The organism is Winogradskyella vidalii (assembly GCF_013403955.1).
GTDB classification, from domain to species: Bacteria; Bacteroidota; Bacteroidia; order Flavobacteriales; family Flavobacteriaceae; genus Winogradskyella; species Winogradskyella vidalii.
Window position 1 is genome coordinate 1,408,450 of sequence record NZ_JABFDG010000001.1, and the last position, 17,357, is coordinate 1,425,806.

Below are 17,357 nucleotides of genomic sequence, written 5' to 3' on the forward strand. Positions count from 1 at the left end.
CAAAACGATTTGTAATGAAATTGCAAGCACCATTCGCTGCAGCATTGATGTTTTTAGTTCTCTATTTTATTCTTATTTCCAGTCCTAGATTTAGTTGTTTAAGTTTGATTGTTGCTCATTATTTCTGAAAATCGTTGGTTCCGACGCTGTCGGAATGCGGGTGTTGCTTTTTTGTGGGCTTTTGGTTTTTGGACTTTTGGTTTGTTTATTTTTTGTATGGTTTATCCTTTACGGGATTTTTTAATTGGTTTTAGTTGAGGTGGTTTTGTTGCTTATTGCTATTCTTGTTTGTTTAAGGTGTTTTAAGATAGGTGTTTATCAGTTTGTTTTGTTTGTAGGGGGTGAATTATTTGATGTATTGATTTGTTTAATTTTTGATTTTTATTGGCGGATTACGGATATCCGTAAGGGTGTATTTTTTGATGTTATTATCTTTGATATCGCCATACTAAAACCGCATTGTATGATAAATAGAGGGAAAATCCTGCACTTAAATTTTGAGTTGCTATTTTAGGGAATACTATTCAATAAGTGATTCAGGTAATTAAAGGCAGCTAGCAATAGTTGCCTTTTTTTCTACTTATCTTAATAGATTATTGGTTTTTAAACTCTAAGAATACAGGTAAATGATCAGACAACGTTCTAGAAGCTTCTAAATTATCGCAAGAACCTACAAAATCTTTAGAACCTGAATCAATTGCTGTGATACCTTTAGCATAATAAATGTTGTCTATCGGGTGATTTAAATAATTCCCATACCTACATTTTATTTTTAAGGTTGTTTTTGTGTTTTTTAGAGCGGATTTATAACCTGTATTGTAGAAGTTGTTCCATACGTCATGAGTTTCACTTAGGTTAAAATCTCCTAGTATAACAATGTGATCAGAATGAAGTCTTTTTGTATACTCTTTAAAAAAGATAATTTCATCTTCAGGGTTATCATTATGTTTGCGAGAATGAAAGTTGATAGCATAAAACGGTTGTGTCTCATTTTTTATATGAAACTTACCTATATAAGGCTCTCTGTGTATGGTATCTTCTAATTCTGAATCTAAATAAGTACGACCAATAAGATTTACTTTAGATGTTTTCCACAGAAAAGCATAGCGTTCACTGATGTATACCGATGGACTCTTAGTAGGATTGCTGATACGGTAATCCCATTTAAAACCCATCCTATTTAATTCATCTGCAATTTTAGCTACGGCTTGTGCACCAGCAGGATCTTTTGCAACCACTTCTTGTATGGCAACGAGGTCAAATTCTTTAATGATGTTTGCGATTTCTAATAACTCTTTGTCGTCTTTTGTGCGTCCTAAGTCCCTAATATTCCATGATGAAATTTTTAAAGTGTTTGAGGTTTTATCATTAAAATGAATAGTGTCTCTTAAATGCGCGCTGTTTTTTAAATTGTGCTTAGTTGCAATAGCACCTTTACTAATAGAGGTAAAGGCAACAACTAATATAAATAAGATAAAAGCTTTAGGGTGTGTTTTTATCATTATACTTTTGAGATAAACATTTTTAACTCTTCTAAAAACTCTTCTTTAGAGTTTGCTGTATCTAATATTTTATAATGTTTAACGCCAGACTGCTTTAACCAGTCTTCCCAGAACAACGTTAATATTTCAAAGTCATTAGGAGAAACGGTCTGGCTACCTGTTGTTCTATTTAAAGAGCGGTCATAGAGTTCTGAAACTAAAATTTCTGTGTTTTTAAGATTTTCATTGTCTATAGGAATAATACCATAACCAGATGTTTTAAAAAAGTCTTTTAAGTTGGTATTACCAGAAGCTTTGAATGCTTTTCTAAATTCATCAACTTTAGTTTTTGATAAATAGTAGCATTTTTTGTCTCTACAATTTTTATTCCCATATAGTCCTGCTTCTATATACCCGTCGGTTAGCAAAATAATAATATTTCTTTGAATCGTTATAACTTCATTATTATCAATAATCTCAGGGGCTTTGGTTTTTTTAATTGAAGTGGTTGTTATTTCTTTTTTTAAGTAGTTGTATATATCGCCTCCTGTTGTATTGTTTTTAGCTTTAGTATAAAGGCTTTTAACTTCGGTATTAAGGGTTTTTAACATGTGCTTATTGCCGCCATTAGCTAAAAAACTAATCCGTTCTGAAGCATTCATTTGAGATAAATCCATCCTTAGGTTTTCTGTATTGATATCAAAATCATTGATGATACTAGGGTTAGTAAAACGAAACTGGATAATATCTTCCTGGCCAATAACCCTGTTGTTAATGTTATAAATACCAGGGTAATAGTTGGTGTAAATATTGCTAATAAGCGCTACATCAGAAACAGGCTTAGCGTATAAGTCTTCTATCCTGTTAGATAAATCGGGTGTAATAATGAGGTTAATATGCTCGTTGATGGTTGTTTTTTTTTTACCACCACAGTGTATAAAAGATAAAGCTACTAATATTATGACTATATTTTTCATTAGGCTTCAATTTTTTTCATATTAACTTCCATCCACTGGTCGCAAGCTTCAATGGCTTCTTGAGACATACTAACAGCTTTGTCTATAGCATACTCATCATGTAGCCATTCGTTCCAGCCTTCAATAAAAGCACTGACGCGATCTTTTAAGGAGCTTAATGAAATTTGAATATTATCGTTTTCGATATCATTTTTGTAAACATCAGCCTTTTTTCTAATATCCGCAATGTTATTGTTTGCTTTTTGATTGGCCTGTGTTATTTTGGTATCTAAATCTTTAGGTAAATAAATTAGGGCTTGCTCTAATTGATTTAAGTCACATTCAAGTTTTTCAATTTCTAAACCAATACTGTTGGCTTTATTATTGTGTGTTGAGATTTCTTGTTCTAAAGCTTCAATTTTAGCACTTAAAACCTTTTTTTCTACCAACATTCGCTCTCTTCCCGATTGGGTATTGCGTTCTGCTAAAAATTGAATCAATTTGTTCATTATAATAGCTAAAAAGAAAAAAGGAATAGCACCGAGGAAAAATACGAGCCAAAAATTAATATCAGATAAAATCCCAGTTACAGAATTATCGGGAGCTATACCCTTAGATAAGTAGTTAATTTCACTAATGGTTGTCGATACCTTAATCGCGATAAACACATCGATTAATATTACTATAGTGTAAGATATTAAGGGGATGAGTATTGCGCTCAGTGTTCTCTTTTTATTAGAAATATCGTTTTCCGTTTTGCTATGAGCTATATAGGCAATCGTAAAAGGAATGAATACAAAAAATAAGATATAAGACAGGGCTGTACCGCCTTTAGCCAACGCCTTAGATAGTGCTTTGGCTTCATAGACCTGTGGATTTACAGAAATACCGGCACTAGCAGCTTCTAAAGCATCTTCGTAAGAATAAAGCATAATATAAGCCGAGGAAGAATAAAATAAAAACAGTGCCACTGATAAGCCTAAAAAGAATAAAAGTAAGGGAATAAATTCGTGGTATTTAAACATGGGTTTTACAAATTCTATGTTTAGATCTGTAAGCTTATCTTTTAAATTCGATATTTTTTTCTCTATTTCAGTTATAGTGGTTTCAAGTATGTTTTTTTTCTCGGTTTCTTTTTGTTCTTTTTTACCTAAAAGATCTGTTTTTTGAAATGCTATCTTTTTTTCTTCCGCTTGGTTTTCTATATGTATAGAATTTATAATTTCATCTTTTTCGCTAGTAATGTTTTGGGTAAACTCTGCCACTCGATGATCAATCTTGTTTAGTAGATTTTCCTTATTGATATCATTTTCTTTTTTGTCGGAAACAAATAAATGATACAACGAGTCCATAAAATTAGTAATAACTTGGTAGTCACCACTGACTTCTTTGGCCTGGTCATAAGCTTTTTCCTTTATTTCATTTCTATTGGTTTTCTTTATTTCAGCAGAAATTATAGATTTAAATATATCATCTACACTAAGTGTCTTTGTTGGCGTCTCTGTAGTACTGGTAGCAGCGTTTTGGGGTTGCTCTATAGCAGCTGTTTTTTTTAGTTTGTTTTTAAACTTAGATAACCAAGTATGGGGTGTTTTTTCTTCTTTAGACTCTAATGTTTCTTGTTCCATTGTAAGTGATTTGAAATCGTTTAATAATTCTTCTATAATAGATTTTAAGTTGGTTTTTATAACAGACTCTGAGTTGTTTTTTCTAGCATTAACGGTCCAGTTATACGATCCATGAAAAGCTGTTTTTTTATCAATGATGCAGTATTTTTGGTGCATTATGCCATAACCTTTACCTTTAATTCTGGTCAGCGTACCTCCTAAGGCTTCTAGCTCAGAGAAGTCGAGTTTTAAATTATCCTTATTATCACCTATAACAACAGATACCTCAATATTTTCTTTAGCTTTTAAAATTAATAGTTCTAGTAAATTAGGGTCTGTAAACCATGCGGACACTACATAGATACTAGATTTAGCAGCGTTTAGGCTAGAGGCGAGGTTTTCGAAAATGGCTTTGCCTTTTAGTAAGGATTGTTTCATTATGTAATTGTTTTACCTGAGCTTTAAGGTTAACTCTGAAAGACTTGGAGTAATAAAAAGCATCAAACAAACTTAGTTTAATGAGACATAAGCTTTTTACGGATTCCCGTAATGTGCCCTTTTTTTAAGATATTATTTTTACTTATTACGGAAAACCATAAAATCCCTTTGTATAAATACACTACTTTTCGCTTTGAAACATAAACCCTTTTTATATCTTTAGTGTTGCTTTAAGAATTCCTCTCATTATAGAGGTAATAACATATACTACAATACTAATACTACAATATTAAAATGTCCGAAGACCAAAAAAAAATACTAGAATCCCAACTTTGGGGAATTGCTAATTTATTACGAGGAAAAATAAGTGCCGATGATTATCGCGATTATATCCTTGGATTTATTTTCTACAAATACCTTTCTGAAAAGCAATACTTATACGCTAATGAGTTATTGGTTGGCGAAGAAGTAACCGACTTTAAAGAAGTAACCGACAAAGACACTTTAGAAGCCATTAGAGAAGAATCACTTTTAAAGTTAGGTTACTTTTTACAACCTGCAGAATTATTCTCAGCAATTGCAGCCAAAGGGAATGCAGATATAGAAGATGAAAGCAATTATATCTTAGAGGATTTACAAGCTGTAATGAACCATATTGAGGAAAGTACGATGGATACGGAATCTGAAGAAGATTTTAACGCCTTGTTTGAAGACCTCGATTTAAACTCTACCAAAATAGGACGTACTGTTGGAGCAAGAAATGCAGTCATTGTTCAAATATTAAATCATTTAAATAAAATCGATTTCAAACTCGATGAAATAGAATCTGATGTTTTAGGTGATGCCTACGAGTATTTAATTGCAAAATTTGCTGCTGGAGCAGGAAAATCTGCAGGTGAGTTTTACACACCACAACAAGTCTCTAAAATTTTGGCTAAACTGGTGACTACAGATAAAACCAAGTTAAAAAGCGTGTACGACCCAACGTGTGGTTCTGGCTCATTGTTATTACGAGTTGCTAGAGAAGCTGATGTAAGTGAATTCTATGGACAAGAATTAAACAGAACGACGTATAACTTGGCACGTATGAATATGATTTTACACGATAAACACTATCGTGAATTTGATATTAAGCAAGAAGACACTTTAGAAAACCCACAACATTTAGAAAAACGTTTTGAGGCTATTGTTGCTAACCCACCATTTTCTGCTCATTGGAAAAGCGATAATAACCCATTAAATAATACTGACCCAAGATTTAGCCAATATGGTCGTTTGGCACCAAAAACAAAAGCAGATTATGCCTTTTTAACGCACATGTTATACCATTTGGCAGATAATGGTACTATGGCTAGTGTATTTCCTCATGGTGTATTGTTTAGAGGTGCAGCGGAAGGTACTATTAGAGAGTTTATTATTAAAGAAAAAAACTGGTTAGATGCTGTTATAGGCTTACCTGCCAATATTTTTTATGGTACGTCTATCCCAACCTGTATTATGGTGTTGAAAAAATGCCGAAAAGCAGACGATAACATTGTATTTATTGATGCAAGTGGCGACGAGCATTTTGAAAAAGTAGGCAACCAAAATGAATTAAGAGATATAGATGTTGAAGCCATTATTGAAGCTTACCAAAGCCGTACAACTATTGATAAGTATTGTGAAGTAGTAACTTTAGCTGATATAGCCGAAAACGATTACAACCTAAACATACCGCGTTATGTGGACACCTTTGAAGAAGAAGAAAAAATTAAATTAAAAGTGGTTTCTGCCGAGTTAAAAAAATTAGACACAGCATTAGAAGATACAAATAAAACCATTGCTTCTTTTTGCGAAGAATTAAATATCTCAACACCTTTTTAATATGAAGCATGAGAGTTTAGTTCCTGAATTGCGGTTTCCTGAGTTTAAAGGTGGATGGTCGATTAGAAAACTGGATGAAATAACTTCAAAGATTGGTAGTGGTAAAACACCTAAAGGAGGTGATGAAGTATATGAAAAATCAGGGATACCATTTATTAGAAGTCAAAATGTAATAAATAACGCCCTTATTTTAGATTCTACACATATTCCGATTGAGATTCATCAGTCTATGAAAAGCAGTACTGTAAAAAGCGATGATATATTGCTAAATATAACTGGTGGCTCTATTGGTAGAAGCTGTGTTGTTCCTGAAAATTTTGAGGAAGGAAATGTTAATCAACATGTTTCAATTATTAGAATTGAACAAAATAGCCCAAAGTTTTTTCAATCTTTTTTGAGTTCTTGGAGAGGACAAAAGTTAATACATCAAGGTCAAACAGGAAGTGGAAGAGAAGGATTAAATTTTCAAAGTATTAAAAACTTTAAAATTGCTTTTCCAACTATATCAGAACAACAAAAAATAGCCTCATTCTTATCGGCTATTGATAAACGCATCAAACTTCTTGAAGAAAAGAAAACCAAATTAGAGCTATACAAAATAGGCGTGATGCAACAATTGTTTAATCAAGACATTCGCTTTAAAGATGATAATGGTAAAGATTTTCCTGATTGGGAGGAAAAGAGGTTGGGAAAAATCTCAGATATTACTACAGGTAGTTCAAACCGTCAAGACTCTGGGTTAGATGGTGAATATACTTTTTTTGACCGTTCTGAAGATATTAGAACAAGCAGTATTTTTCTTTTTGATGGAGAAGCGATTATTGTTGCAGGAGAGGGCTCTGACTTTGTTCCAAAATATTTTGCAGGCAAGTTTGATTTGCACCAAAGAACTTATGCTATAATGAATTTTAAAAATTCAGACGGTAAATTTTTATTTTACAATATTCATTATTACAGAAGATATTTTTTAAGACAAGCGGTAGGTTCTACAGTTAAATCTTTAAGGCTGCCTATGTTTCAAAAGATGAGTATAAATCTGCCATGTATTGAAGAACAGGAAAAAATTGCAGAAATTTTATCCAAAATTGATGAATCTATTTATATAATTTCTGTTCAAATAGATGAAACAGCGGATTATAAAAAAGGCTTATTACAAAAAATGTTTGTGTAGTATGAGAGCAACTAGAGCAATTATATCTGCAAATCTGGATAAACATGATCATTTAGAAGAGTATTTCAAGATAATTGAAATAATTGAAGCTAATGAAAATGTAAATCCTGATATCTGTATTGAAAGTTGCAAAGCACTTGTTGAAGGTATATCAAAGACTATATTAATAGAATTAGATGCTACTAAAACTGCAGAAAATATTGATGACGACAACTTACCCAAATTATTCAATAGAGCGATGCGTCTTTTGTCTGATGAATGTGAAGATTTAGAAGGTGATTTTGTTGTTAGGTTTTCATCAATTATTCAGGTGTTAGGTGAAATAAGAAATAAAAGAGGAGATATTTCTCATGGAAGAATGGCACCTAAAGCAATATTTAGTTCTGCCAAACTAGCTTCAACGGTTAAGAATATGACTGAAAGTATGCTAGAGTATATTCTTGAACATTACTTCACATTAGATTTTTCGTCTAAGTCAAAATTTAAATATGATTCAAAAGAAATGTTGCCATATAACAATTGGTTAGATGAAAGTATTGATTTTCCCATAAAGAAAGCGAGTTATAGCAAATTACTTTTTGAAAACGACTATGATGAATATGAAAATAGATATCAAAACGAATTCAAAACCGTTGATATTGATGAAGAAGTAAAGGAAAAATTAGTTAATCTAATTGAGGTTTTAAGAGAAAATGCGATAAAATTAGAATCTGAAAAATCACAATTAAAAGATAAAGAGGTTGATAAAAAAGAGCCTGAGGTGATTGTTGAAGTAGAACATTCAACTTTAGAATATTTAGTAAATAAATTCAATGAAGATTTATTTTGGACAGAAAAGAGGAACTTAATGTTATCCATTTTTGTAGTAGATGAAAAACTAAAACTAGAGAAGTTTAAAGAATTAGTTAATGATATTCTTTTTACCGAAAAAGAGCCATTGAGAGATGATGTTAGAGATGTGATGATTAAGCCACCAGCATTATTGGAAAGTAAAAAGGTGTTACCAGAATTGACTGTAAAAATATTAAAACTAATAGAAGAACTTAAAGGCGAAGCAGAGGAATAAATGACCACACAACCAGAACAAATATTAGAAAATAATTTAGTAGCACAACTAGAAGGGTTGAACTACAAAAAAGTGGTTATAAAAGATGAGCAAGATTTAATTTCAAATTTTAAAATTCAATTAGAAAAGCACAACAAAGTATCATTAAACCATAAAGAGTTTAAACAAGTTTTAAACTATATTAATAAAGGCAACATTTTTCAACGTGCCAAAGTATTGCGTGAGCGTGTACCTTACATCAATGAAAAAGGAGATACCAAAACGGTTGAGTTAATTAATCAAATACATTGGTGCCAAAATGAATTTCAGGTAACCCAACAAGTTACTATAGAAGGTTCGTATAAAAACCGCTATGACGTAACTATTTTAATTAACGGTTTGCCTTTAGTACAAATAGAATTAAAACGTAGAGGTTTAGAGTTAAAAGAAGCTTTTAACCAAACCAATCGTTATGAGCGTCACTCGTATGGAGCAGGACATGGGTTGTTTCAATTTATTCAACTCTTTGTTATTAGTAATGGTGTCAATACAAAGTACTATGCTAATAACCCAGTAAAAGCACGTTCGTTTAAGCAAACTTTTTACTGGACAGACGTTAAGAACAAACTCATTACCCAACTTTCAAAGTTTACAGAGGAATTTTTAGAGCCTTGTCATGTGTCTAAAATGATAACCAGGTACATTGTGCTTAACGAGTCTCAAAAAATATTAATGGTGTTACGACCTTATCAATTTTATGCTACAGAAGCTATTATTGATAGAGTAAAAACCACTACCAAGTTTGGTTATATATGGCATACTACAGGTTCTGGAAAAACCTTAACCTCTTTTAAAACGGCACAAATACTTACCAATCTACCTATTGTACATAAGGTGGTTTTTGTAGTAGACCGTAAAGATTTAGATTACCAAACCACCAAAGAGTTTAATAGTTTTAGTAAAGGCAGTATTGATGGTACTAACAACACTAAAACGTTAGTTAAACAAATGTCTGGAGATAACAAGTTAATTGTTACTACCATTCAGAAACTAAATACTGCCATTAGTAAGAAACGGTATTTAAGCCAAATGGAAGGCTTAAAAGACAAACGCATCGTGTTTATTTTTGATGAATGTCATCGTAGTCAGTTTGGTAAAACACATAATGACATAAAGAACTTCTTTCAAGAAAGTCAGATGTTTGGTTTTACAGGAACACCAATTTTTGAAGATAATGTAAGTAATAACGAGTTTGGTAAACGTACAACAACCATGCTTTTTGATACTTGTTTACACAAGTATGTTATAACAGATGCGATACGAGATGAAAATGTACTAAAGTTCTCTATAGAGTACATAAGAACCTTTAAAAAGAAAGATGGAATAGCTGATATTAACGTAGAAGCTATTGATGAAGCTGAGGTCATGAAAGATCCTAGACGTTTAAATAACATCTCGGATTATATTATACTAAATCACAATAGAAAAACACATAATAGAGAGTTTACAGCTATATTTTGCGTTCCAAGTATTCCTATTTTGATTGAATACTACAATTTGTTTCACGAAAAGAAACAAAAAAAATTACACGACCTTAAAATCGCAACCATATTTTCTTACGGAGCAAATGAAGATGATAAAGATGCGGTTGGTTTTGTTGAGGATTCAGAATTTTTAGCAGCAGCCGAACCTGAAGCAGAATATAATACAAAACACTCTAGAGATAGTTTAGAAGAGTTTATTGGATATTATAATAAAGATTTTAACACCAATTTTACCACAAAGGATAGTCAATCGTTTTATAATTATTACAACGATGTTGCAAGACGTGTAAAGAATAAACAAGTAGATGTTTTACTGGTTGTGAATATGTTTTTAACAGGTTTTGATAGTAAAAGCTTAAACACATTGTACGTTGATAAAAACTTAAAATATCATGGTTTAATTCAAGCCTTTTCTAGAACCAATAGGATTTTAAATGAATTAAAATCCCAAGGAAATATTGTTTGTTTCAGAAATCTAAAACCTGCAACAGATGAAGCTATCACTTTGTTTTCTAACATAGATGCAAAAGATGAAATCATCTTAAAACCTTATGAGGAATATATTACACTCTTTAATCAAGCGTTTATTGAATTACTACAAATTACACCAACTGTTAATAGTGTAAACGATTTACCAAGCGAAGAGGAAGAACTAAAGTTCATTAGAGCATTTAGAGAGTTAATGCGTCTAAAAAATGTATTAGCGACTTTTACGGAATTCGAGTTTGACGATGTTTCCATGGACGAACAAGGTTTTGAGGATTATAAAAGCAAATATCTAGACCTATATGATAAAGCCAAAAGCCATAATCAAAAAGAAAAAGTATCAATACTTGGAGATATAGACTTTGAATTAGAATTGATTCACAGAGATGAGATAAATGTTGCTTACATCTTAAAATTATTGTCCAAACTAAAAGATGCAACACCAGAAGAGCAAGAACGTCAGAAAAAAGCATTAATAGATTTAATTTCTGGTGATACTAAATTGCGAAGTAAACGTGAGCTGATAGAAAAATTTGTTCAAGATAATTTACCTCATATTGAAGATTCTGAAGATATACCTGATGAATTTGAAACATTTTGGGATGCAGAAAAAATAACAGCAATCAATAAATTAAGCAAAGACGAAAACTTAGATTCTGAAAAGTTAGAAAAGATTATAGGTGAGTATTTATTTACTGAAAAGTCACCAATGCGAGATGATGTAATTGGTATGATGAAAACAAGACCGAGTTTAAAAGAACGGGGAAGCACAGCGGAACGTATTACAAGTAAAATTTTGAAGTTTGTTGAGACTTTTATAAGTGGTATTTCGGGATAATTATGAAAACAATACACGAAAATTGGCTACAAGAATTCAAGAATGAGTTGAACAATACAAATGAAGTTTTTATTGTTTCACCTTTTATTACTGACAATATAGTAAAACATTTATTAGAAGTCTTTAAAGGAAAATTGATTAAAGTTATTACTAGATACAATTTAAACGACTTTAAGAAAGGTGTTTCTAGCCTAGCAGCATTAGAAAGATTGGTAAAGAGTAACGCACAAATAAAAGGAGTCATTGGTTTGCATAGTAAACTTTATCTTTTTGATAATAAAAGTGTAATTATTACTTCTGCAAATTTTACAAATGGAGGTTTCTTTAATAATAGAGAGTTTGGTGTTCTGTCTTTAAGTGATAAAACAGTTAAAGAATCACATAATTATTTTAATGAGCTATGGAGTATTGATTCTGATTTATTAAGCCAAAATAAAATAAACGAGTGGAGAAATATAATTGTTAATTCTAAACCAAGTCCAAAATTTAAAGAAGAGCTTCCGGATTTTGGTAGTTCTTATCAAAAATCAATAATTGGCAAAAGAAGATATTTTATTAAGTTTTTTGGTAAAGATGATAATAGGTTCGGATTAAAAGACAACATTATAGATACGTTAGATGGTGGTTGTAGTCATTTTGCATTGTCTTTTTCAAGACATAAAAGAGATGCTAGACCTAGAAGATATAGGTATGGAGATATTGTTTTTATGGCTTATTTAACTAAGGAGCCAAATGATTATGTAATATTTGGAAAAGCAGAAACATTCTCTCATAATGATAAAAGAGATGTTGCTAGTAGTGATGATATAAAACATATTCCTTGGTTACAAGATTGGCCAATTTTGGTAAGAGTTAAGAATCCAATTTTTATTGATTCAAAATTATCTAAATGTCCTAAATTGAGTAATTTAATGCATGAGCTTGGCTATGATAGTTTTGCAAGTACTAAAAGAAAATATGATAATGGAGTAAGAAATATTAATCCAAAAAATACTCTAATGCAAAAAGGAGATGTAATACTTAGTGATTCTGGTGCTCAATGGATGGAATTAGCATTTCAAAAAGTAATTAAAGAAGAAGGAGAAGTTGATGAACAGCTTATTAAAGGTTTCTATCAAAGTTTAAAAATAAATGACTAGACCACAAACCATACAAATATTTTTACCAGACGGTTCGCCAACCAGTATTCGTGAAGCAGAACTCACCAATAGGTTGGTAAAAGCAATTTTGTTTCCTAGAAATAAACTGCAAGAAGCTGCTAAACGCGAGATGGTACATTTTACTGGTGTATACTTTTTATTTGGTAACACGGAAGATGGTGCGAAGCCATTAGTTTATATAGGAGAAGGCGAAGATTGTTTTTCTCGTATTCAATCTCATAACCGTAAAAAAGACTTTTGGACACATTGCGTTATCATCACAACAAAAACTGACGAGTACACCAAAACAGATGGGAAGTATTTAGAGCATTATTGTTTAGCTAAAGCTAAAGACATTGGCAGGTATGTAACAGATAATGATACAGGTTCTAGAAAGCCTTCTATAAGCGAAAGTAGAGCGTATGATTTGTTAGACAATTTTGATACCGCCAAAATACTGTTAGCAACATTAGGATATCCCATTTTTGAAGAAAAACGTAAAGCAAAAAGCCCTAAAGAATTGTTTTATTGTCAAGGTAAAGAAGCGTCTGCTATTGGTGAATTAACAGATGATGGTTTTCTTATTTATAAAGGAGCAAAAAGCAATATAAAAGAAACTAAATCTATTGGTTCTTGGGTTTCTAGAATACGAAAACAACTTATGGAGGATGCCATTTTAAAAGAGGCGAATGGTGTTTATGTTTTTCAACAAGATTATGTTTTTAATTCACCAAGTGGAGCAGCAGCCGTTGTACTAGCTAGAGCAGCAAATGGTTGGACAGAGTGGAAGGATAAAGATGGTAAAACTTTAGATGAGTTAAAGCGGAAATAGAATGACTATTTAAAAAAGTAAAGGAATCTATAAACTACAATTGGAAACGAAAGTAATACCACATATAGAATTATTTACCGATGGTGGCGCAGAACCCAACCCAGGCAAAGGCGGTTTTGGTGCTATATTAAAATATAATGGCAGGCAAAAGGAATTTTTTGCAGGCTATGAATTAACTACTAATAACAGAATGGAGTTAATGGCGGTGATTTTTGGCTTAGAGAGAATAAAGACTAAGGCTAAGGTAACTGTTTATTCAGATTCTAAGTATGTTGTTGATGGTATTGAAAAAGGCTGGGCAGTAAATTGGGAAAAGAATAATTGGATTAAAAAGAAAGGTAATCTAGTCCTTAATAAGGATTTATGGAGCCGATTATTGGATGTTATAAAAAAACATGAGGTTACATTTCGTTGGGTAAAAGGGCATGCGGGCCATATAGAGAATGAACGCTGTGATTTTTTAGCTAACAAGGGGATAAACTCAAAAGATAGAATTAAGGATGAAGGCTACTTGGAATACCTTGAACATATAGAATTATACCAAGAACAGAAAATACAAAAAGAAGGCGATTTATGTAGAAAGTGCAACACTCCTACGGTGAAGAAAATACCTAAAAAACGGAAGATGAAACCGAATAAATCTTTTTATTATGAGTACTATTTGTATTGTCCTAATTGTAGGGCTATGTATATGGTGGAAGCTGCTAAAAGAATTATTCCTGAAGGAAATAATTTATTTGAATAAAAAATCTGTCTAACAACGACGCAATGACCTATTAGATCAAATATCCTATAAAATGAATGACAGAAATATAACTTTAGCAATAGGTAAGGCCATTCGAGAAGGTAAGTATCTTAATATCACGTATAAAAACAAAGATGGGGATCATACCCGATTTTGGATAGCGATATTAGATATTAACGTAAAAGGAGAACTTTATGTTAACATATTCAATGTCACTAAAGATGAACCAATTTTAAATGCAAAGATTTTTATAGCGAGCATTCAGACAGCCGAAATCTTAAAATTTTCACACTATGATGTCTCAGACAAACTTGTTAAAAAGATTACAGATGATGAAAGTTTGCAGAAATATGACTTTGATAGGTATAACCATAATGTATTAAACTATTATTTAGAATGCTACAAAGCAAATAATAACCCGTTTTTGCATAAAAAGCACTTAATTCCAAACGTCGATAGCCATGAATTAATAAATCAAAACCCTTATCAGCTATCAGATAAACAGCAACAGCACATTATAAAAGAAATTTATAATAATGATTATAATACATTTTACGATTATGAACTGGCTTTATGCGAATTTTCTATAGACCTAGAATCTAGAGGGAAATTTGTGGTTGCTTACAGAATGCTGTCCTATAACCCAGTTGAGAATCAACTTAAAATAGGCTCAAAAATACTTTTCAATTCAGATTTCTACATTAAGGGGACTAAATATTCACTGTCATATTATACAGATTTAAGCCGAACAGATTTTGAAGCCTTATACCTAAATGATAAAAATGGTACCATAGAACGATTGATGGGTAATTTTAGATCTGGGGAATTACCTAATACGCGACCAGAAATTGTTATTTTAGGTTATGCTCAAATTGATATTTCAAATATTTATGATCAAATACACTCAGAACACACCAAAGGAGAATTAACAAAACCTTTAAAAGCATTATTTCAAAACCTTTCTTTACTAGACCGGAAAAATAGAAAAGAACCTCATATTGTCCTTTACGACAACAATATCAATATAGACCAGCTCCGTACTATTTATAATTCATTAAAATATCCAATTACCTATGTACAGGGACCGCCAGGAACGGGGAAAACACAAACCATCTTAAATATTGTGGTAAACTGTTTAACCAATACCAAAACCTTGTTAATTGCCTCTAATAATAATATTCCAATTGACGGAATAAATGATAAATTGTACCTAGGTACGTATAGAAATAAAGAGATTCTGTTTCCTGTTATTAGATTAGGAAATAACAAATGCACAGCAGAGGCTTTAAAAAAAATAAAAAAACTTTATGAATTTGAAACTAGAGATACTCCTAACGCGAATCTATTGGCTAAGTTAAAAGAAAAGTCTAAAGAAAATAACAGAAAATTACACAGTAGATTAGAAAATTATGAAAAGCGTTTAGATGTAGAACAAAATTTAGAGTTTATTAATGGTTTAATAAAAAAAGGAAAAGACAGTTACTGGAAATTAGAAGAAGAAAAAAAGATACAACAGAAGCAATTAAATGACATTCCAATAACTACCGATGATAATGTTAAAGGCATATTTGAAATCATTAAAGGAAATTATCAATTACAGCAATTTTTTTATTTTGAATCTTTAAGATACATAAAACGCTTAAAAACAAAAAAATATAGCGACCTCGTTGAAATACTTTATATCGAAGAGGAAAAAGCACAAGTAAAGCAATTTAATACTTGGCTTGCTCAAGACGAGAATTTAAAAAAATTCACAAAAGTATTTCCAATTATTCTTACAACTAATATCTCAAGTCGTAGATTAGGGAATAAGTTCAAATTTGATTTGTTAACAATGGATGAAGCTGGCCAATGTGATATTGCCACGAGTTTGATACCAATTTCCAAATGCAAGAATATGGTTTTGATTGGTGACACCAACCAATTAAAACCTATTATTGTTTTTGATGAGTCGAGAAATGAAGAGTTAATGAAGCAATTTGGAATTGATGAACAATACAATTATTTCCACAATTCTATTCTTTCATTATATAAAGAAATTGATAATATTTCAAGAGCTATTCTATTACGATATCACTACCGCTGTGGAAAAAAGATTATCAATTATTCTAATATGAGGTTTTATGAGAACCAGTTAAATCTTTCAGGAATTAAAGGAAATGGTAATTTAAAATTAATAGATGTAAACAATGTAAATCACAAGAATAAAAATTCACAGATAGAAGAGGCTATTCAAATAGTTAAGTACATAAAAGTTAACAGATTATCAGATGTTTTTATTATTACACCATTTCGAAATCAGGAAGAAGTTCTAAATTATTATATAAAAGCAGCAATTACAAAAGGTGAATTAGATCCTTCGGTGAGTTGTGGAACCATTCATAAGGTTCAAGGACAGGAGAATAAAACTATTATAATTTCTACTGCAATTTCAAGAAATACAACCTTAAGAACGTACGATTGGATTAAAAATAATAGTCAATTAATAAATGTAGGCGTTACAAGAGCCAAGGAGAATCTAATTGTAGTCGCAGATAGAAAAGCTATCGATGTTTTATCTAAAAAAGATGATGACCTATATGCGTTGATTAATTATGTTGAACAAAACGGTGCCTGTGATGTTTTTCAAAGTAATGTAAATAAACTTACAATTGGATTCTCTAATAATTCAAAATTTGAAGATGAATTTTACGCAACAATGCGTCATCATTGTTCAATACGTGGTGGCAGGTTTAAGAGAAATGTAAAGATTATAGACCTATTTCCTGAAGAAAAAGATAATAAATACGTCAGTAAAAAAGAATTTGATGGCGTACTTTTTTTAGGTATTCAGCCCAAAGTTGTATTTGAACTAAATGGTAAAGAGCATTATACCGACAAAAATAGAATCAAGTCAGATAAGATTAAGATGGACTTATTAAAATCTAAAAATATCGAACTGATTTTTATTCCAAACCAATATGTAAAGCATTATGAATTTATAAGAGAGTTAATTAATAAATTCGAAGGAGATATTTATCAAAAAACTTTATTTGGCTAATAAAATAATCTGTTAATTAAACCTATTAAAAGTAATATATGTTATTCGATAAAGTAAAAGGAGAGCACATCTTAAAAGGGAATAAAAGACTATGAGGAAAAGGGTTATTCTGATGGTTTTGTTCCTTCCTCCGTCTATGATATCATTCACGATGGACAAAGTTATCCTCCAA

Annotated in this window: 11 protein-coding genes; 8 read left to right on the top strand and 3 right to left on the bottom strand. The window is 31.2% G+C overall.

Annotated elements, in window-relative coordinates:
* Window positions 1-593: 593 nt before the first annotated feature.
* From HM982_RS06005 to HM982_RS06015, 3 genes are read right to left on the bottom strand one after another with little or no spacing between them, the layout of a single operon-like run.
* Complete coding sequence (locus HM982_RS06005; RefSeq protein WP_179352192.1) at window positions 594-1,502, bottom strand: endonuclease/exonuclease/phosphatase family protein; 909 nt, start codon at window positions 1,500-1,502, stop codon at window positions 594-596.
* Window positions 1,502-2,458 carry a hypothetical protein gene (locus tag HM982_RS06010; protein WP_179352193.1) on the bottom strand — a complete coding sequence of 319 codons (957 nt, stop codon included), beginning with the start codon at window positions 2,456-2,458 and terminating at the stop codon, window positions 1,502-1,504. Before HM982_RS06010 ends, HM982_RS06005 begins: the two co-directional genes overlap by 1 nt.
* Window positions 2,458-4,482, bottom strand: a complete 2,025-nt coding sequence (locus HM982_RS06015) for a phospholipase D-like domain-containing protein (RefSeq protein ID WP_179352194.1) — start codon at window positions 4,480-4,482, stop codon at window positions 2,458-2,460. Before HM982_RS06015 ends, HM982_RS06010 begins: the two co-directional genes overlap by 1 nt.
* Window positions 4,483-4,776: 294 nt before the next feature.
* Here HM982_RS06015 and HM982_RS06020 point away from each other — a divergent pair, with 294 nt between their 5' ends.
* From HM982_RS06020 to HM982_RS06055, 8 genes are read left to right on the top strand one after another with little or no spacing between them, the layout of a single operon-like run.
* The gene (locus tag HM982_RS06020) at window positions 4,777-6,345 is read left to right on the top strand and encodes a type I restriction-modification system subunit M (protein WP_179352195.1); all 1,569 of its coding nucleotides are present in this window, start codon (window positions 4,777-4,779) and stop codon (window positions 6,343-6,345) included.
* A 1-nt stretch (window position 6,346) separates the two neighbouring features.
* Window positions 6,347-7,516 carry a restriction endonuclease subunit S gene (locus HM982_RS06025; protein WP_179352196.1) on the top strand — a complete coding sequence of 390 codons (1,170 nt, stop codon included), beginning with the start codon at window positions 6,347-6,349 and terminating at the stop codon, window positions 7,514-7,516.
* A gap of 1 nt (window position 7,517) precedes the next feature.
* Window positions 7,518-8,582: an abortive infection family protein gene (locus HM982_RS06030; RefSeq protein WP_179352197.1), complete on the top strand. Its 1,065-nt coding sequence runs from the start codon at window positions 7,518-7,520 to the stop codon at window positions 8,580-8,582.
* The gene (locus HM982_RS06035; protein WP_179352198.1) at window positions 8,583-11,429 is read left to right on the top strand and encodes a type I restriction endonuclease subunit R; all 2,847 of its coding nucleotides are present in this window, start codon (window positions 8,583-8,585) and stop codon (window positions 11,427-11,429) included.
* Between the two features lie 2 nt (window positions 11,430-11,431).
* Complete coding sequence (locus HM982_RS06040) at window positions 11,432-12,568, top strand: phospholipase D-like domain-containing protein (protein WP_179352199.1); 1,137 nt, start codon at window positions 11,432-11,434, stop codon at window positions 12,566-12,568.
* A complete protein-coding gene (locus HM982_RS06045) occupies window positions 12,561-13,400 on the top strand; it encodes a GIY-YIG nuclease family protein (protein ID WP_179352200.1) in 840 nt (279 codons plus the stop codon). Before HM982_RS06040 ends, HM982_RS06045 begins: the two co-directional genes overlap by 8 nt.
* 40 nt (window positions 13,401-13,440) lie before the next feature.
* The gene (gene rnhA, locus HM982_RS06050) at window positions 13,441-14,145 is read left to right on the top strand and encodes a ribonuclease HI (RefSeq protein WP_218849766.1); all 705 of its coding nucleotides are present in this window, start codon (window positions 13,441-13,443) and stop codon (window positions 14,143-14,145) included.
* A gap of 52 nt (window positions 14,146-14,197) precedes the next feature.
* Window positions 14,198-17,185: a DEAD/DEAH box helicase gene (locus HM982_RS06055; RefSeq protein ID WP_179352201.1), complete on the top strand. Its 2,988-nt coding sequence runs from the start codon at window positions 14,198-14,200 to the stop codon at window positions 17,183-17,185.
* Window positions 17,186-17,357: the final 172 nt, after the last annotated feature.